The 17,885-nt window shown below is 42.1% G+C and carries 19 protein-coding genes and 5 tRNA genes; all 24 read left to right on the plus strand.

What is annotated here, in order from left to right:
• Positions 1 to 24: 24 nt before the first annotated feature.
• The 24 genes from FTT85_RS00400 (at position 25) to rplJ (ending at position 17,855) form a co-directional block, all read left to right on the plus strand.
• Positions 25 to 765: a LytTR family DNA-binding domain-containing protein gene (locus tag FTT85_RS00400; RefSeq protein WP_180062994.1), complete on the plus strand. Its 741-nt coding sequence runs from the start codon at positions 25 to 27 to the stop codon at positions 763 to 765.
• Between the two features lie 95 nt (positions 766 to 860).
• Positions 861 to 1,778 carry a hydroxymethylbilane synthase gene (hemC, locus tag FTT85_RS00405; protein WP_218950642.1) on the plus strand — a complete coding sequence of 306 codons (918 nt, stop codon included), beginning with the start codon at positions 861 to 863 and terminating at the stop codon, positions 1,776 to 1,778.
• Between the two features lie 3 nt (positions 1,779 to 1,781).
• Positions 1,782 to 2,561, plus strand: coding sequence for a uroporphyrinogen-III synthase (locus tag FTT85_RS00410; protein ID WP_180182568.1), 780 nt, complete (start codon positions 1,782 to 1,784; stop codon positions 2,559 to 2,561).
• On the plus strand, positions 2,558 to 3,400 hold the full coding sequence (locus tag FTT85_RS00415; RefSeq protein ID WP_180182569.1) for a hypothetical protein: 843 nt from the start codon (positions 2,558 to 2,560) through the stop codon (positions 3,398 to 3,400). Before FTT85_RS00410 ends, FTT85_RS00415 begins: the two co-directional genes overlap by 4 nt.
• Positions 3,401 to 3,406: 6 nt before the next feature.
• Positions 3,407 to 4,600, plus strand: coding sequence for a heme biosynthesis protein HemY (locus tag FTT85_RS00420; RefSeq protein ID WP_180182570.1), 1,194 nt, complete (start codon positions 3,407 to 3,409; stop codon positions 4,598 to 4,600).
• 9 nt (positions 4,601 to 4,609) lie between these two features.
• Positions 4,610 to 5,041 (plus strand): thioesterase family protein, encoded by a 432-nt coding sequence (locus tag FTT85_RS00425; protein WP_180002838.1) that lies wholly within the window; start codon positions 4,610 to 4,612, stop codon positions 5,039 to 5,041.
• Positions 5,042 to 5,183: 142 nt separating this feature from the next.
• Entirely contained in the window at positions 5,184 to 5,510 is a 327-nt protein-coding gene (locus FTT85_RS00430; protein ID WP_078190459.1) for an H-NS family nucleoid-associated regulatory protein, read from the plus strand.
• 167 nt (positions 5,511 to 5,677) lie between these two features.
• A complete protein-coding gene (gspN, locus tag FTT85_RS00435) occupies positions 5,678 to 6,421 on the plus strand; it encodes a type II secretion system protein N (protein WP_168379021.1) in 744 nt (247 codons plus the stop codon).
• The gene (locus FTT85_RS00440) at positions 6,421 to 7,287 is read left to right on the plus strand and encodes a type II secretion system protein N (RefSeq protein ID WP_180182571.1); all 867 of its coding nucleotides are present in this window, start codon (positions 6,421 to 6,423) and stop codon (positions 7,285 to 7,287) included. The genes gspN and FTT85_RS00440 overlap by 1 nt, the downstream gene beginning before the upstream one ends.
• Positions 7,288 to 7,329: 42 nt before the next feature.
• Positions 7,330 to 9,561, plus strand: a complete 2,232-nt coding sequence (gspD, locus tag FTT85_RS00445) for a type II secretion system secretin GspD (RefSeq protein WP_180182572.1) — start codon at positions 7,330 to 7,332, stop codon at positions 9,559 to 9,561.
• Positions 9,562 to 9,638: 77 nt separating this feature from the next.
• Positions 9,639 to 10,388, plus strand: coding sequence for an FHA domain-containing protein (locus tag FTT85_RS00450; protein ID WP_180012116.1), 750 nt, complete (start codon positions 9,639 to 9,641; stop codon positions 10,386 to 10,388).
• A gap of 77 nt (positions 10,389 to 10,465) precedes the next feature.
• Complete coding sequence (gph, locus tag FTT85_RS00455; RefSeq protein WP_180182573.1) at positions 10,466 to 11,134, plus strand: phosphoglycolate phosphatase; 669 nt, start codon at positions 10,466 to 10,468, stop codon at positions 11,132 to 11,134.
• 115 nt (positions 11,135 to 11,249) lie between these two features.
• The gene (trpE, locus tag FTT85_RS00460) at positions 11,250 to 12,743 is read left to right on the plus strand and encodes an anthranilate synthase component I (protein ID WP_180182574.1); all 1,494 of its coding nucleotides are present in this window, start codon (positions 11,250 to 11,252) and stop codon (positions 12,741 to 12,743) included.
• 98 nt (positions 12,744 to 12,841) lie between these two features.
• Positions 12,842 to 12,917, plus strand: a tRNA-Thr gene (locus tag FTT85_RS00465).
• 54 nt (positions 12,918 to 12,971) lie between these two features.
• A tRNA-Tyr gene (locus FTT85_RS00470) sits at positions 12,972 to 13,055 on the plus strand.
• Positions 13,056 to 13,093: 38 nt separating this feature from the next.
• A tRNA-Gly gene (locus tag FTT85_RS00475) sits at positions 13,094 to 13,169 on the plus strand.
• Positions 13,170 to 13,192: 23 nt separating this feature from the next.
• Positions 13,193 to 13,267: transfer RNA gene (locus FTT85_RS00480), tRNA-Thr, on the plus strand.
• A 155-nt stretch (positions 13,268 to 13,422) separates the two neighbouring features.
• On the plus strand, positions 13,423 to 14,613 hold the full coding sequence (tuf, locus tag FTT85_RS00485) for an elongation factor Tu (protein WP_180084375.1): 1,191 nt from the start codon (positions 13,423 to 13,425) through the stop codon (positions 14,611 to 14,613).
• Between the two features lie 55 nt (positions 14,614 to 14,668).
• Positions 14,669 to 14,744, plus strand: a tRNA-Trp gene (locus tag FTT85_RS00490).
• A gap of 76 nt (positions 14,745 to 14,820) precedes the next feature.
• Positions 14,821 to 15,261 carry a preprotein translocase subunit SecE gene (gene secE / locus FTT85_RS00495; RefSeq protein ID WP_078189832.1) on the plus strand — a complete coding sequence of 147 codons (441 nt, stop codon included), beginning with the start codon at positions 14,821 to 14,823 and terminating at the stop codon, positions 15,259 to 15,261.
• 7 nt (positions 15,262 to 15,268) lie between these two features.
• Complete coding sequence (nusG, locus tag FTT85_RS00500) at positions 15,269 to 15,802, plus strand: transcription termination/antitermination protein NusG (RefSeq protein WP_180182575.1); 534 nt, start codon at positions 15,269 to 15,271, stop codon at positions 15,800 to 15,802.
• Positions 15,803 to 15,919: 117 nt separating this feature from the next.
• Positions 15,920 to 16,348, plus strand: a complete 429-nt coding sequence (gene rplK / locus FTT85_RS00505; RefSeq protein WP_004868049.1) for a 50S ribosomal protein L11 — start codon at positions 15,920 to 15,922, stop codon at positions 16,346 to 16,348.
• A gap of 3 nt (positions 16,349 to 16,351) precedes the next feature.
• Positions 16,352 to 17,047 (plus strand): 50S ribosomal protein L1, encoded by a 696-nt coding sequence (rplA, locus tag FTT85_RS00510; RefSeq protein WP_078189830.1) that lies wholly within the window; start codon positions 16,352 to 16,354, stop codon positions 17,045 to 17,047.
• 301 nt (positions 17,048 to 17,348) lie between these two features.
• Positions 17,349 to 17,855, plus strand: coding sequence for a 50S ribosomal protein L10 (gene rplJ, locus FTT85_RS00515; RefSeq protein ID WP_078189829.1), 507 nt, complete (start codon positions 17,349 to 17,351; stop codon positions 17,853 to 17,855).
• Positions 17,856 to 17,885: the final 30 nt, after the last annotated feature.

The raw sequence follows: 17,885 nt of genomic DNA on the forward strand, positions 1-17,885 counted from the left end.
ACGTTAACGAGATAAGGAGGAGAAATGGACATCCTAATCTGTGATGATGAGCCTCTAGCAGTAGAGCGATTGTCACGTTTAGTCACTCAACTTGGACATCAAGTGGTTGCGAAAGCTTCACATGGTCAACAAGCGATTGACTTGGCTCAAAGCCTCGAGCCTGATGTCATCTTACTAGATATACAAATGCCTGAAATGGATGGGTTGACTTGCGCGAAATTGTTGCGTGAATTAGACCCCATGCCCGCTATTATTTTTTGCACTGCATATGATCATCATGCACTTGATGCATTTAAATCGAATGCAGAGGGATATTTACTAAAACCAGTTATGCAACAGGAATTGCAGCAGGTTTTAGATCATTTAACTAAATTAACCCAAGCTCAATTGAGCACGATAAAACAAAAAGAAAATATGGACGAAATTAAAATCAGCCGTCATCAAATCGCGGCAAAGACCTATCGTGGTGTAGAGTTGGTACCTGTGGAAAATATTTACTATTTTCTTGCAGATCAGAAATATGTCACTGTTCGGCACAAAAATGGCAGCGTACTCATTGATGAAACGCTGAAAGATTTAGAGCATGAATTTGGTGATCGTTTTATACGCATTCATCGCAATGCCTTGGTGTCTGTGAGCTTTTTAGATGGTTTAGAGGTTATAAGCTCAGGGCAATATCAAGTGCGTTGTCGAGATTTAGAAGAACGTTTGGCGGTCAGCCGTCGACATTTACCGAATTTACGTGAGCGAATACAAAAATTATAGGGCAAGGGTCAAAGCACATTGCGAATTAAGCTTGCATTTTCAACTGAGCAAGTTAAGTTTAGAATAATAGCCCTATAGACTGTATTTTAAAATTTATGAATATCCTTAAGATCGCAACTCGACAAAGCCCGCTTGCACTTTGGCAGGCGGAACATATTCGTGCACGCTTAGAAGCACTTCATGCAAATTTGAAAGTTGAGTTGGTGACCTTTGTGACTCAAGGTGACAAGATTCTAGATACCCCTTTAGCCAAAATTGGGGGAAAAGGATTATTTGTAAAAGAATTAGAAGCGGCGTTGTTGGATGGTCGTGCAGACTTAGCAGTTCATTCGATGAAAGATGTGCCAATGGCTTTGCCTGAAGGTTTAAGCTTGGCCGTGATTTGTGAGCGTGAAGACCCATTAGATGCTTTCGTTTCAAATACTTATAACAGTTTTGATGATTTACCCCAGGGTGCGAAGGTTGGAACGTCGAGCTTGCGCCGCAAATGCCAAATTTTAAAACAACGTCCAGACCTTGAAATTATTGATCTGCGTGGCAATGTGGGTACGCGTTTATCTAAACTCGATGCGGGTAACTATGATGCGATTATTTTGGCGAGTGCAGGGCTGAAGCGTTTGGGCTTAGCAGAGCGTATTCGTCATACTCTTGAGCCTGTTGTGAGTTTACCTGCAGTTGGACAAGGTGCATTGGGCCTAGAATGTCGTAGCCAAGATCAAGCTGTATTGGATTTAATTTTGCCCTTAATGCATGCAGAGACCAATTCTTGTGTACGTGCAGAACGTGCTTTTAATGCATATCTAGAAGGTGGCTGCCAAGTACCGATTGCAGGTTATGCAACCTTAGAAAATGGTCAGATTCATTTGGAAGGTCGAGTCGGTAGTGTTGACGGTCAAACCTTGTTGAAAGCACAGCAAGTAGGTCTTCCTGAACAAGCTGAACAGCTCGGTGTCAAATTGGCACAAGACTTGTTAGCCCAAGGTGCAGGTGAAATTTTAAAGGCACTGTATTAATACATGCTTTTTATCAATACACGTCCAGCAGATCGTGCAACGCAGCTTAGCTTGACGCTGCGCTCTGCGGGTGTTGCTGTGGCTGAGCTTCCATTACTTGAGCTCAAGCCACGGGCATGGTCAGAAGCATTAGTGGGGTGCTATGCCCAGTTGAGTGCTGCGGATGTATTGGTTGTGGTCAGCCCCTCTGCGGTCACCTTTGGTATGCAAGGTTTGCGTAAGGCAGGCATTTCACTTGATCAGCTCGAACATATGCAATGGGTTGCAGTCGGTGACGCAACCGCAGCAAAGTTAGCTGATTATGGTATTCGCAGTGTCGTACCGCAGGTGGAAACTTCGGAGGGAATGCTCACTTTAAGCCATTTAGAACAATTGGAGGCCGGGGCTTGCGTTGCATTTTGGCGCGGTGAAGGTGGTCGTCAATTTATGATGCAGCAGTTGCTAGCACGTGGCATTCAGATTCTTAATTTTGTGCTATACGAACGCCATCTACCGGAAGAGACCACTCAAAAAGTAAAAACACTCATTTCTGAACATCAGTTGTCATCTCCGTATTGTATGTTGATCACCAGTGAGGCCAGTTGGCTCAATTGGCTTGACTTGATTCAGTCGCATTTATCAGTGCTGAGTCATGCACATTTTTTAGTTTTAGGTGTAAGGTTGTTCGAGCTACTTGAGCAAAGTCGTATAACACTGAACAAAGATTTTAAAATTATTCAACTCGAAGATTTAAACGCGACACACATATTGCAGCATGTGCAGGTCGTGCAGGGAAATACATGAAGAAGTTGTTTGTCGTCGTGGTCATTGTCGCAGTACTTTGGTTGGCTAAACTCAGTTTTGACCTATTTCAAGTCAATGCTCAACAAACCGAACTGATGCAACAACAAACTTTATTGCAACAGCGCAATGCAGGTTTGAATGATCAGGTCGTGGCTTTGAAACGCCGGTTGAGCGGCACAGCGACCGAGATGGCGGCTGCAACGACATCGAATACTTCGATTGCTGCTGAGGCAACCCATAGCATTGAGCCAATGATGGTTGTGGGCCAGCAACTTGATTTGGTTGAATTTGCCATGCAGCAACAACAATTTGCTGTCGCTTTGGAAAAATTAAACCAATTAGACCAACAATTAGATCAGTTGAGCTTGGCACCTGCACTTCGCATGAGTTTGCATCAAGTGATTCAAAAAGATCGTGAGACCTTAAAGCAATATGTGATAGAGCGTCAGTTGCAATCTGATAAAGTGAAAAATACCCTGCAATCGATCGATCAATTGTTAGAAAAAGAAATATTAAAGCCCTATAGTTCTAAAGAGCAGCAAAAGGGTCTTTCTTTTTGGCAAAAATGGATTCAAGTCGAATCGGTCGAGCAACCGAGTCCCGTATTAATGCAGCGTAGCTTGGTATTAAAAGAAATGCAGTTACGTTTAATTTTGGCTCAGCAAGTTTTAAATCAAGGACAATATCCTCAATTTCAACAAGAAATCACTGAAATTATGCAAATTATGCAGCAATTGCCAGATGCTTCATTAAAACCAATACGCCAACGTTTAGAACAATTAAAGGACATTCCGGTTATTTCTGTACCGCTATTAAATACTCGGGCACTCATAGGATAATCGACTATGAAACATATTTTATTGGCCTATTTATTTATTAGCTTATTGGTTGTTGCCATTATTAGTTTGCTGAGTTTTGGACATGGTGCAGGCTATGTCTATTTATACTGGCGTGAATGGCAAGTTCAATCTAATATTTGGTTTTTAGCATTATTGCTGGCACTACTGAGTTTGTTCGTGCAAATGCTTTGGTATGCGGTTAAACGCTATTTAAGTCGAGAACAGCGTAAATCTGAAACAGTCTTTAGTTCTAATAAACTACATCCCTATGAGCAATTGGCTGTCATTTGGCTTTTAAATGCTGCACAAGATCAAAAAAACTTTATTCAGCAAGCTTTTACTGAGTCTGGATTATTAAAAGGGGTGATCGATGCGCGTTTATATTGGATTCAGCAGCAATATGAAACAGCACTAAATGCATTAACTCAGACCAATCCAATGGCTTTTGAACTTGCAGAATTGCAACGGATTGAAATTTATTTATCCCAACAAGAGGGTGAAAAGGCTTTAACGCATCTTGAATTTTTGAATCAACATGAATTATCGCCATGGTTGCAAAAAGTCAGCACTGCCTATGAGCAGCGTTTAACCACGCTATGGGGCATGTTTGCGTTGCAGTTTCCTTGGTTGTATTTGCGTTCGACACGTTATGGACATTTAGATGAGCTGACAAAACAAGCTTGGTTGGAACAATTATTATCTGCATTTGATCAAGCTGATGTCGATGACTTACAGCATTTAAAGCAGCGTTATTTGGATTTGCAAGATCAAATTACAGAGCGTAAATATGCGGTCAAGGTGCTATGGTTGAAAGTCTTGTCTCGTATGCCAGAGATGAGTCAGGAGCATGAGCAATTGGCCATTCATTTGCTGGAACAGCAATTTAACAAAGAAGTGTTCTTTTTGTGGTTCCAGCAAAAAATGCTGAAGCAAAACCCTGACTATGTGGCTGTAGAACAGCAGATTCAACGTTGGGAAGAAAAGTATCCTGCGCTGCCTGTTTTTAGTTTTGCAAAATGGAATATTTACCAAGCGACAGCACGTCAAGCTGAAGCAGATGCATTGTTAGAATTATATCCAAATGATGTATTAATGAGTTATTTACGCATCAAGTCAGCTTTAAATCAGCAGGAAGATTTGACCAAACAATTAAATTTAATATTTGAAAATAATGCTAATTTTATGGAAATTAGAATATAAGGATATAATATGCAAGAAAATTTAGCTCAATATTCATTGATTCATACTCAACACGTAGCTTGGGGGGATATGGATGCTTTTGGTCATGTAAATAACGTGCATTATTATCGTTATATGGAAAGTGCGCGGATTGGTTATTTAGATCAGTTGGATATATTTAATCAGTCTGTGATTACGGTTGTGGCTTCAAGCCAATGTAAATATTTAAGCCCCGTAGTTTATCCTGATATTTTAAAAGTGGCAACGCGCGTTGAAGAATTAAGAAATAGTGCATTTCGTATGAGTTATATATTATGGAGTGAACAGCAACAAAAAATCGTTGCTACAGGCGATGCGGTTATTGTGTGCGTGGATAAAACTACCCTACAAAAAACCTCTATTCCAGAAAATATTAAAACCAAAATAAAAGCCTTAGAAAATTCAGTGGGAAATAATATTTAAATACAATTTAACTTTATATATTTTAAGGAGTCGTGTTAAAATATTGTAGTAAAATGAAAATTATTTATTGAATAAAAATTTTATTATAATATTATGAGTGAGTTTTCATAAGCATTATTAAAATGAAATTTCGGAGTTAAAGATTATGCCTGATATTAGTAATTTATCAGTTGAAGAGTTAAAGAAGCTTCAAGTAGAGGCTGAAGCACTGATTGCATCTAAAAAAGATCAAGCGATTGAAGATGCATACAACCGTATTGTTGAAATTGCAGAAAATTTAGATTTAAGCGTTGAACAAATCCTTGAATTTGGTTCAAGCAAACGTAAAAAATCAACTCGTAAAGCTGTTGAGCCACGTTACCGTAGCAAAACTAATGCAGATGACACTTGGACTGGTCGTGGTAAACAACCACGTTGGTTAGTGGCTGAGTTAGAAAAAGGCGCGAAACTAGAAGACTTCTTAATTTAAGAACAATTCATGAAATCGTCATATCCTGAGTTCAGGATAATTAAACCAGGCAAATGCCTGGTTTTTTTATCTCTTTGAATTGGCTATGCAGAAAAAGTATGCATAATGTGTCTATAAAGAAAAATGTTTAAATGATGGAAAAAAATTGATGGATCGGTTGTGGTGGGATGATCAATAAAACTAATAATATTCGGTGGCTCATTTTTGCTGCGATCAGTTTTTTAATTTTCGTTATGCTGCAAGTACCAGCAGCGTGGCTCATTACAAAGTTTTATAAAAATAACCAAATGCTACATAACGTCAGTGGCAATATTTGGCACGGGCAAGCAGATTGGACACGAGGAAACTTGAAAGGCTCGTTAAACTGGAACACGCGCCCGTGGGATTTGATTTTATTGCGCTTAGGTGCAAATGTTGAAATTCATAGTGGCAATACCAAACTACAAGGTGTGATGGGGTATGGTTTTGGTAAAAGTATTAGTATTAAAAACTTAGAGGGTCAAATTGCTCCTGAAACCTTAAAAAGTTTTGCCGATTGGCAATGGCCAATGAATGCCATTCAATTAAAAGATGTGCAGTTTAAATATAAGCCACAACAGGGATTTAGTCGTTCATCAGGCGAGATACAGTGGGCAGGTGGGGATTTATCATTTAGCTTTGCACAGCGTCAAGAGTCAATGAATGTGCCTGCCATGTTGGCTCAATTAAAAGACGATAATGGTAAATTGTCGATTGATGTTCGAGATCAACGTGAACAAAAAATGATGAATATGTCACTTGAGCCAGACCTCATGTTGGATGTGCAATTAACCCAGCGCTTTTTGATGAATGTTGCTTCCTATGAAGGTAAGGCAGGATTAGATACGTATGTGATTAGTTCGCGTCAACCCCTATTGAGTGGGGTGAACTGATGGCTGACTATTTCGAAAAAATCCGCGAGATCAATTGGAAGCAAACAGATCGACTTGCACCTGTGGTCTTGGTTTTAATAATTTTGTACCTGTGCTGGAAGTTAGCCGCTTTATTTTGGTTATTGATTGCACCGCCACAAGCCATGCAGTTAGACCGAGTTGAATTGGGTTCACAGCAAACGCAAGTTCCTAATATTAGCTCTTTTGCCTTGTTTCAGGAAAACCGCAGTTCAGCAGCTGACGCGCAGTTAAATATGGTGTTACAAGGTGTGGTGGTTGGACAGCCAAGTCGCTACTCGTCGGCAGTGATTAAAGTCAATGAGAGTTCAGATCGCTACTTGGTTGGAGAAACCATTCAAGGTTCATCATATCAACTGGCTGAAGTTTATTGGGATAAGGTGATTTTAACGCAGGGTAATGGTGCACGGCGTGAATTAGCGTTCCAAGGTATTGAAAACGGATTAGATCAACCGATTGTCCCTACAGCCAATGCAACATCAGGCGGATCTTTGCAAAATAACAGCATGCAAAATGCAGCTAATCCTGCAAATTCAGGGCAAGGCACGACGCAGTCCGCGATTGGTCAGGCCGTACAACGCATGAAAGAAAATCGTGAGCAATATCTGCAGGAAATGGGGGTGAATCCATCAGGTAATGGTGGGTTTGAGATTTCAAATCGAACACCTGCTGCCTTGAGAAATAAATTGGGTTTGCAACCGGGTGACCGCATCATGTCTTTAAATGGGCAGGCAGTCGGTGCAGGACAATCTGAGGCGCAATTATTAGAACAAGCCCGCCGTGAAGGGCAGGTGAAACTTGAAGTCAAACGTGGTGATCAAGTGATGACCATACAACAGGATTTTTAGTGATGTTTCATCACTTTATAGGGTTAGGAAACACAGGCGTATATGGCTTTATTTAATAATAACCGTTCAACTTTAGCTGCCTATGCCATGGTGCCCTTGGTTGCTATGGTCAGCACAGCAAGTTATGCACAAACATGGAAAATCAATTTACGTGATGCAGATCTTACGGCATTCATTAATGAAGTCGCAGATATCACGGGGAAAAATTTTGCAGTTGATCCACGGGTACGAGGAAATGTAACGGTTATTTCCAATAAGCCTTTAAATAAAAATGAAGTCTATGACCTGTTTCTCGGTGTGTTGAATGTGAATGGTGTAGTGGCGATTCCATCGGGCAACACCATTAAACTGGTTCCAGACAGTAATGTAAAAAGCTCGGGCATTCCTTATGATGCGCGCCACCGTGCGTCTGGAGACCAAATTGTCACGCGAGTGATTTGGCTTGATAACACTAATGCCAACGACTTAATTCCAGCGTTGCGCCCATTGATGCCGCAATTTGCACATTTGTCAGCAGTGGCGGGGACCAATGCGCTTATCGTCTCAGATCGTGCAAGTAATATTTATCAGCTCGAAACGATTATTCGTAATTTAGATGGAACGGGTCAAAATGATATCGAAGCTGTGACGCTGCAATCGAGTCAGGCCGAAGAAATGATTGGACTGTTAGAGTCGATGAGTTCGACCGGCGCATCAAAAGACCCGAAAGGGTCACGAATTCGTATTATCGCGGACAATCGAACCAATCGCATTATCATTAAAGGTGATACAGCGACACGTAAACGCATTCGTAAGATTATTGAAACTTTAGATGTACCTGCGGCAGATCGATTGGGTGGGTTGAAAGTCTTCCGTTTGAAGTATGCCAGTGCAAAAAACTTGTCGGAAATCTTACAAGGCTTGGTCACGGGGCAAGCTGTTTCGAGTACGAATTCATCGAATAGCTCAAACAGCAGCACGATGAACAGCTTAATGAATGATAATAACAGCTCGAATTCACAGTCATTCAGTTCACAAAATAACACCAGTTCAGGTATTAACCTCAACAGCAATAACTCTTCCAATAATACGCAAAATGGTATTTCAAGTTTTAATGCCAATGGCGTCAGTATTATTGCCGATACCACACAAAATGCACTGATTGTGAAAGCAGATCCGCAGCTCATGCGTGAAATTGAATCTGCGATTTCTCAGCTGGATATTCGTCGTCAGCAAGTGCTGATTGAAGCGGCGATTATTGAAGTCGAAGGCACGGATACCGATCAACTCGGTGTGCAATGGGCGTTGGGTGATATCAGTAGTGGTATCGGCTTAATTAACTTTGATAACTTTGGTTCGAGTTTAAAAAATATTGCCGCAGGATATTTAACTGGCGGCGCTGCGGGTGCAGGTAGCGCGGTGAGTGCCGGTACTTCTTTGGTCCTTGGTGATTATCGTGAAGGCAATGATGGTTCACGCAAACTCTATGGTGCGATGATTCAGGCCTTAAAAGAAAAAACCAAATCCAATTTATTATCTACACCGTCGATTGTGACGATGGACAACGAAGAAGCCTATATTGTGGTGGGTGAAAACGTTCCATTTGTGACAGGTTCGGTCACCACCAATGGTGGCACAGCCAATCCATATACATCGATTGAGCGTAAAGATGTCGGTGTGACCTTGAAAGTTGTGCCGCATATTGGCGACGGCGGCTCTGTGCGTTTAGAAGTGGAGCAAGAAGTTTCTGATGTAAAAGACAATAAAGGTCAAGCTTCGGATTTGGTTACGACTAAACGTGCGATTAAAACCTCGATCTTGGCAGAGCATGGACAAACGATTGTGCTGGGTGGTTTGATCTCAGACAATACATTGCATGGACGCCAATCGGTTCCTGGGTTGGGGGCTATTCCTGTACTGGGCAAACTCTTTAGCTCGGAAGGAAAATCCAACAGTAAACGCAATTTGCTGATCTTTATTCATCCGACCATTGTTGGAAATTCTGCTGATGTGAAGAAAATGTCTCAGCAGCGTTACAGTCAGCTCTATAGTCTGCAACTGGCACTGGATAATGACGGTAATTTTGCGAAATTACCTGAAAATGTGGACGATGTGTATCAACAGCGCATACCTGTTTCAAAAGGGACAGCGCCAGTCCCTGTGTATAAGACGGTACCGACAGCACCACAAACGACACAGCCAGCGGCAGTGGTCTCCACGCCAGTCGCCATTGAACCTGCAGTGAAGCGCCAAACCATTACCGTACCGAATGGCAAAGTGGCGGGCACGCCTTAGGTGAGACAGCAGAGTGGTTTAGCTTTGAAACCACTGCATGCTATGATGAAAAAAACGAGCAATAGAGAATTAACTTCATGACTTGGAAAATTCAAGCAATTTCTGGTGATTTAACAGGACAAGAAATTAGTATTGAGCGAGATATGTTGGTGGGTCGTCATCAACAAGCAGATATTGTTTTGCAAGAATCTGATGTATCGCGTAAACATGCTGCCTTTGTACTGAAAGATCAAGCACTCTGGTTGCAAGATCTCAATTCATCTAATGGGACGTTTATTAATGATGTCCGTTTGACTGGTGAATCACTTTTAAAAGAAGGTGATATTGTACAGTTTGCCAGTGTGAAGTTTAGTTTATTGGCTCCAGCTAAAGCTGTTCAGATCCCAGCGGATATTGAACAAAGCGTTGAAGCGTTGCAAACAGAAGAAATTACACCTGTTCAGCAGCCGTCTGAAGCTGTTGCGGTTTCTGAAACTGCGGCACAAGAACCTGTTGTTAAAACGTCTGAAACTGAGACACAAGAGCCTATCGTTAAAACTGCAGCACAACAAATGAATGATCAAGGGATGCCAGAGTTGAAAGAGCGTGATGGTTCAGTTCAATTGACTCGTGATGGTATGCCGACCAATGTGGGTGTGCCTAAACCTGCGCCAATCCCTGAGGGAATTGACATTACTGCTGCTCCGAAAAATGAAGCATGTGATGTAGAAATTCCAGCGACATGTGTAGAGCAAGAGCGTGAAGCGCAAAAAAATGCCTCTGTAGGCTTAATCTCAGTCATTGTTTTAATCATTCTTGCAATTATTGCATGGGTGTTGTTTAAATAAACCGAGACATTCCTCGAAAGGCATGCATGGGCATGCCTTTTTTATGGGGAAAATTTACAAAAAAATAGAGGGACATTATGTTTGAAGTTCGTTTAGCAGAACGCCAAATGATTTTATTTGATCTGGATGGAACGCTAGTCGATTCAGCATCTGACTTACATCGTGCGATGAATATGAGTCTAAATACGTTGCAATTACCTTTGGTCACAGAAGAGCAAGTACGAAACTGGATTGGGAAAGGGACTTCATTATTTTGTCATAGCGTACTTGAATATTTGACCGGGAAAGTGGATGCCGCACAGCACCACCTTTTATTGGAAACTTTTCTAAAGATTTACAATGCCGATCCTTGTGTCTTGACGCAGCCCTTTGACGGTATTCTAGCGTTTTTGGATTGGGCAAAAGCAGAGCAAAAAATTCTCATTTGTGTGACCAATAAACCAGAGCAACCAGCACGCAGTATTGTGCAGGCACTGGGTATGCATGATTACTTTGATGATGTGATAGGTGGAGATCGTTTTGAAGAGCGTAAACCACATCCCAAGCAACTAGAGTATTGTGCGGAACATTATGCCTTGCCAAAACAGCAAATTTTGATGGTGGGTGATTCTGTCAATGATGTAGAGGCAGCACGTCGTGCTGGTATTGATTGTATTGTGGTCAGCTATGGCTATAATCATGGTGAAAATATTCGAGATTGTCAGCCGCAGCACGTGGTCGATAACTTAAAAGAATTATTGGGTTGAAATAAGTAGGGTTAAGGAAGTGAAAATGAGCAAGTGTGTAGTATTTCGATGGCGTCACTCAATCAGCATGAGAAGAAATTAACTGAAATTGACCACGCGAAATATAGAGACCGAGATGACTACACAAACTCAATTTGAACAACTGAAAGCTGCTGGATATAACTTGATTCCGGTATATCGTCAGCGCTTGGCAGATACAGAAACTCCGCTGTCTGTCTTTGCGCGATTAAAACAACATAAACAAGCCTATTTATTTGAATCTGTAGAGGGTGGCGAAAACTGGGCGCGTTACTCCATTATTGGCTTGGGCGAGTCCACCGTATTTTCGTGTAATGAAGGGCAGTTGACCGTTCAACATGCTGATGGCTCGGTTGAAAAACAACAATGTGTCGACCCATTTCAATACATTCGTGACTTCCAAGCACAATATAAAGTGCCTACACAGCAAGATTTGCCAGCATTGCCGAGCTTTACCGGTGGATTGGTTGGATACTTTGGTTATGATGCTGTACGTTATATCGAACCAAAGCTCAATAACGTTCCAGAAGCTGACCCGGTCGGGATTCCGGATATTTGGATGATGCTATCAAAAACCGTCATCGTCTTTGATAACCTTAAAGATACCTTATTCTTAATTGTGCATGCCGATGTAAATGATGCTGAGGCCTATACCAAGGCGCAGCAACAATTGGATGAGCTAGAAGAACTTTTGGCAACCCCAATTGCACTCAAAGCAAATAAGCATACTGCACCACAGTTTGAATCCATCACTGGGCATGACAACTTTATTGACTCTATTGCGAAAGTAAAAGAGTACATTAAAGCCGGTGATGTGATGCAGGTTGTGCCGGGCCATCGTATGGTCTCAGATTTTGATGGTGAGCCTTTGCAGGTCTATCGTGCACTACGTCACCTCAATCCATCGCCATATTTGTTCTTGGTGCAAGGGCAGACACTAGAAAATGACATTCCTTTTCATATCGTCGGTTCATCACCTGAAATTTTGTCCCGTTTAGAAAATGGTGTGGCAACAGTTCGTCCTTTGGCGGGAACGCGACCACGGGGTAAAACAAAAGAAGAAGATTTAGCGCTAGAAAAAGATTTGCTATCTGATGAAAAAGAAATTGCAGAGCATTTGATGTTGATCGATTTGGGGCGAAATGATGTTGGACGCGTTTCTAAAATCGGTAAAGTTCACGTGACTGATCAAATGGTGATCGAACGTTATTCGCATGTCATGCACATTGTGTCAAATGTGCAAGGTGAAGTACGTGATGATGTCGATGCTTTGGATGTTTTTAAGGCAACATTCCCTGCGGGTACGCTTTCAGGCGCACCAAAAATCCGTGCTATGGAAATTATTGACGAAGTTGAACCAGTAAAACGTGGAATTTTTGGTGGTGCTGTTGGTTATTTAGGCTGGCATGGCGAAATGGACATGTCGATTGCGATTCGTACCTGTGTAATTCGAGAAAATAAGGTCTATGTTCAGGCTGGAGCAGGGGTGGTGTATGACTCAAATCCTGAATCAGAGTGGAATGAAACCCAAATAAAAGCTCGCGCAGTGATCAAAGCGGTTGAATTATCATCAAATGGATTGATTTTATGAGTTTTTCACGTTTTTTTTAGAAAAAACACTTGCAAGGATTTCAAGATTTGCTAAACTGCACACCGTTCCGATACGAAACGTACGAAACACTAAGAAACGCCGGCATAGCTCAGTTGGTAGAGCAACTGACTTGTAATCAGTAGGTCCACAGTTCGAATCCGTGTGCCGGCACCATCTTAGAAAGTTTGAGAGTGAGTAGAGAGAACAACACTGAAGTAAGTGTAAAATGGTGAGGTTCCCGAGCGGTCAAAGGGGGCGGACTGTAACTCCGCTACGAAAGTTTCGAAGGTTCGAATCCTTCCCTCACCACCAATTTTAAGACTTCAATAAGTGGTTTGTACCAACATCGTGCGGGAGTAGCTCAGTTGGTAGAGCGGTAGCCTTCCAAGCTACATGTCGCGAGTTCGACCCTCGTCTCCCGCTCCATATCTATTGAAGTGCTTATATTTGCTCTTATAGCTCAGTGGTAGAGCACTCCCTTGGTAAGGGAGAGGTCTCGAGTTCAAATCTCGATAAGAGCTCCAGATTTTACAGTTTAGTAACTTTAAATGTTGCGCAAGATTCCAGAAGCAGGCTTTTTAGTCTGCTTTTCAAGTATTGGGTGTTTATTTTTTTTAGGCGATATGTCGGAGCTGGGTTTTACTCAGAATTGTGTTCGACGTAAACGAGGAAGAAAAGCATGGCTAAGGCTAAGTTTGAACGTAATAAGCCGCACGTTAACGTGGGCACAATCGGTCACGTTGACCATGGTAAAACGACTTTAACAGCTGCGATTGCAACTGTATGTGCAAAAAAATTCGGTGGTGAAGCGAAAGATTACGCTGCAATCGACTCTGCACCAGAAGAAAAAGCACGTGGTATTACAATTAATACTTCACACGTAGAATACGATTCTCCAATCCGTCACTACGCTCACGTAGACTGCCCAGGTCACGCCGATTATGTTAAAAACATGATTACTGGTGCTGCGCAAATGGATGGTGCGATCCTTGTTTGTTCGGCGACTGATGGTCCAATGCCACAAACTCGTGAACACATCCTCCTTTCTCGTCAGGTAGGTGTACCTTATATCGTTGTATTCCTAAACAAATGCGATATCGTAGACGACGAAGAATTAATTGAATTAGTAGAAATGGAAGTTCGTGAACTTCTTTCTACTTATGACTTCCCAGGCGACGACACTCCAGTAATCCGTGGTTCTGCTCTTGCTGCGCTTAACGGTGAAGCTGGTCAATACGGCGAAGATGCTGTAGTTGCTCTTGTTGAAGCTCTTGACTCTTACATCCCAGAACCAGAACGTGCTATCGACCAAGCATTCCTTATGCCAATCGAAGACGTATTCTCAATTTCAGGTCGTGGTACAGTAGTAACTGGCCGTGTTGAAACTGGTATCGTGAAAGTAGGCGAAGAAGTTGAAATCGTTGGTATTAAAGATACAGTTAAAACAACTGTAACTGGCGTAGAAATGTTCCGTAAACTTCTTGACGAAGGTCGTGCGGGCGAGAACTGTGGTGTTCTTCTACGTGGTACTAAACGTGAAGACGTTCAACGTGGTCAAGTACTTGCTAAACCAGGTACAATCAAACCGCATACTAAATTCGACGCAGAAGTATACGTACTTTCTAAAGACGAAGGTGGCCGTCATACTCCATTCCTTAACGGTTACCGTCCACAGTTCTACTTCCGTACAACTGACGTAACTGGTGCGATCGCGCTTAAAGAAGGCGTTGAAATGGTTATGCCTGGTGACAACGTAGAAATGTCAGTAGAATTAATCCACCCAATCGCAATGGATGCTGGCTTACGCTTCGCGATCCGTGAAGGTGGCCGTACAGTTGGTGCGGGTGTTGTTTCTAAAGTAACTGCATAATATAATACAGTTATCTTTGTACAGATCGAGAGTTTCGACTCTCGATTTGCTCTGCAGGTCAGTAGTTCAATTGGTAGAGCGTCGGTCTCCAAAACCGAATGTTGGGGGTTCGAGTCCCTCCTGGCCTGCCAAATTTTTTTAAAAAGAAGCTTGATGCTGGCTCAACTGGTCATATAATAAGTCGCGAATCCTACGACGAGTACAAAAATGTCGAATGATAAATCGCGTGACGCATTAAGCGACGCGCCAATTCCTCAAAGAAATAATCCTGCTGAAGTTGTTAATTCTGGTTCCCCTTTAGACTATGTTCTGTGGGTTATCGCGTTGATTTTACTCGGTAGTTCTATGATGGTGAATCAACATTTGCCAGCATACTGGGCACCAGCAAATGATGTTTGGGTCCGTGTTGGGGTAATTTTGGCTTGTATCATCGTGGCTTTAGGTTTATTATACGCCACCCATCAAGGCAAAGGCTTTGTTCGATTGTTGAAAGATGCTCGAATTGAGTTACGTCGAGTGACTTGGCCAACCAAGCAAGAGACCATGACCACATCTTGGCAGGTACTTGCGGTAGTCTTAGTGGCATCTATTTTATTATGGTGCTTTGACTATGCTTTGAGCTGGTTAATGAAGTTTATTATCGGGTAAGAGAGCTATGAAACGTTGGTACATTATTCATGCCTATTCAGGCTATGAAAAACAAGTGTTACGCTCACTTAATGATCGAATCCAGCGTAGCGCTGTAGCCGATAGCTTTGGTGAAGTCCTTGTCCCTACTGAAGAAGTAGTGGAAATGAAGGATGGTAAGAAACGTAAATCTGAGCGTAAATTCTTTCCAGGCTATGTGTTAGTCGAAATGGAAATGAATGATGAAACTTGGCACATTGTTAAAGAATGTCCAAAAGTATTAGGTTTCATTGGTGGTACTGCAGAAAAACCTGCACCAATTACGCAAAAAGAAGCTGATGCGATTCTTGCACGTGTACGCAATACTGGCGAAGCACCTCGTCCTAAGACGATGTTTGAACCAGGTGAAGAATTACTCGTAATTGACGGTCCATTCACCGACTTTAAAGGCGTGGTGGAAGAAGTTGAATACGATAAGTCACGTTTAACGTTGACGATTAATGTATTTAATCGACCAACTCAGGTTGAACTGGAATTTCGTCAAGTCGAAAAATCAGTTTAATTTAAATTGGTGGATGAACGCCCGATTTTTAATAAGTCGGGCATTGTTGTTGTAACGGTATCGTTACTTAAATGTATGGGGAGCCTAACGGCGTTAGTACCCAGAGGTAATTGAAAAATGGCTAAGAAGATTGACGGCTATATCAAGCTGCAAGTTCCAGCTGGTAAAGCAAATCCATCTCCACCAATCGGTCCTGCACTAGGTCAACGTGGTGTTAACATCATGGCATTCTGTAAAGAATTCAATGCTGCTACACAAAAGGTTGAAGCTGGTCTTCCAATTCCAGTAGTGATCACTGTGTACAACGACAAGTCGTTCACATTCATCATGAAAACTCCACCTGCTGCGATTCTTCTTAAGAAAGCTGCGGGTATCCAAAAGGGTTCAGCTGTACCTAACAAAACTAAAGTTGGTAAGTTGACTCGTGCTCAATTAGAAGAAATTGCGACTACTAAAGAACCAGATTTAACTGGTGCTGATTTAGACGCACGTGTACGTACCATTGCTGGTTCTGCGCGTTCTATGGGCTTGGAAGTGGAGCTATAAGACATGGCTAAATTAACTAAACGTCAAAAAGCCATTGTTGCTGCTGTTGAAGCTAACAAAGTTTACACTTTGGAAGAAGCAGTTGCAGTTCTTAACGGCCTTCCAGCAGTAAAATTCAAAGAATCTTTGGATGTTGCTGTAAACCTAGGTGTTGATCCTCGTAAATCTGACCAAGTTGTTCGTGGCGCGACTACACTTCCTGCAGGTACTGGTAAAACTGTACGTGTAGCTGTGTTTGCTCAAGGCGCTGCTGCTGAAGCTGCTAAAGCTGAAGGCGCGGACGTTGTTGGTTTTGATGATCTTGCTGAAAGCATCCAAGCGGGTAACCTTGACTTTGACGTAGTAATTGCAGCTCCGGATGCAATGCGCGTTGTTGGTAAGTTAGGTACGATTCTTGGTCCACGTGGCTTAATGCCAAACCCTAAAGTGGGTACTGTAACTCCTGACGTAGCTTCTGCTGTTAAAAACGCAAAAGCTGGTCAAGCACGTTACCGTGTAGACAAAGCGGGTATTATCCACGCTGCGATCGGTCAAGTAGGTTTCACTGCTGAAGCTGTTCGTTCAAACGTTGAAGCTCTTGTAGCTGACCTTAAGAAAGCAAAACCTGCTACTTCTAAAGGTGTTTACATCCAAAAGATCACTTTAAGCTCAACTATGGGTCCTGGTCTTGTTGTTGATGTAGCAAACGTTTCTAAATAAGTTTCGACTTATTACAGAATTTTAAAGCCCTGAGTAATATTTGAAGCGCTGCTTTAAATATTAAGCAAGAAACGCTCCGTCGTATTTTGCGTGATTCAGGCAAACTTTGAATTGATAAATTTAGATTTATCAGCGTCAAAGACCTCAGGCGAGGGGAGTTTTATGCTTTCTTCTTAATAGCCCAGCCTGAGTAGACGCGGTGGTGTGATTTGTTCCTCCTCCGCGTGTTGGTTCAGTGATGAGCTAACGAATTGGGAGTGCATCTGTATAGGTGTATAAATCACCGTTAGGAGGTTTTACAATGGCTCTTCTTATCGAAGGCAAAAAACAGATCGTAGCTGAAGTAACTGAAGTTGCTTCTACTGCGTATGCTGCTGTTGTTGCTGACTATCAAGGTTTAACTGTTGAGCAATTAACTGCTCTACGTGTTGAAGCTCGTAAACTAGGTGTTGCTACTCGCGTAGTTCGTAACACTTTGGCTAAACGTGCTCTTCAAGATACTCAATTCAATATCTTGAGCGACAACCTTGTTGGCCCAACAATCTTAGCTTTCTCAACTTCTGAAGACGACATGGGCGCAGCTGCTCGTTTGTTCGAAGAATTTGCTAAAACTAATAAAGCATTTGAACTTAAAGCTGCTGCATTTGACGGTAAAGTTTATCAAGGTGCTGAAGTTAGCGTTATCGCGAACCTTCCAAACCAAGAGAAAGCGCTTACTATGCTTGCAAGCGTTCTTCAAGCTCCTATTTCAAAATTGGGTCGCCTTATTACAGCGCTCAAAGAGAAAAACGAGTCAGAAGCTGCTTAAGCTTAAATCAATTTACACACCATTCAATAC

Origin of the sequence: Acinetobacter sp. YH01020, from assembly GCF_013420275.1 — a bacterium.
In the GTDB taxonomy this organism is placed as follows: Bacteria; Pseudomonadota; Gammaproteobacteria; order Pseudomonadales; family Moraxellaceae; genus Acinetobacter; species Acinetobacter amyesii.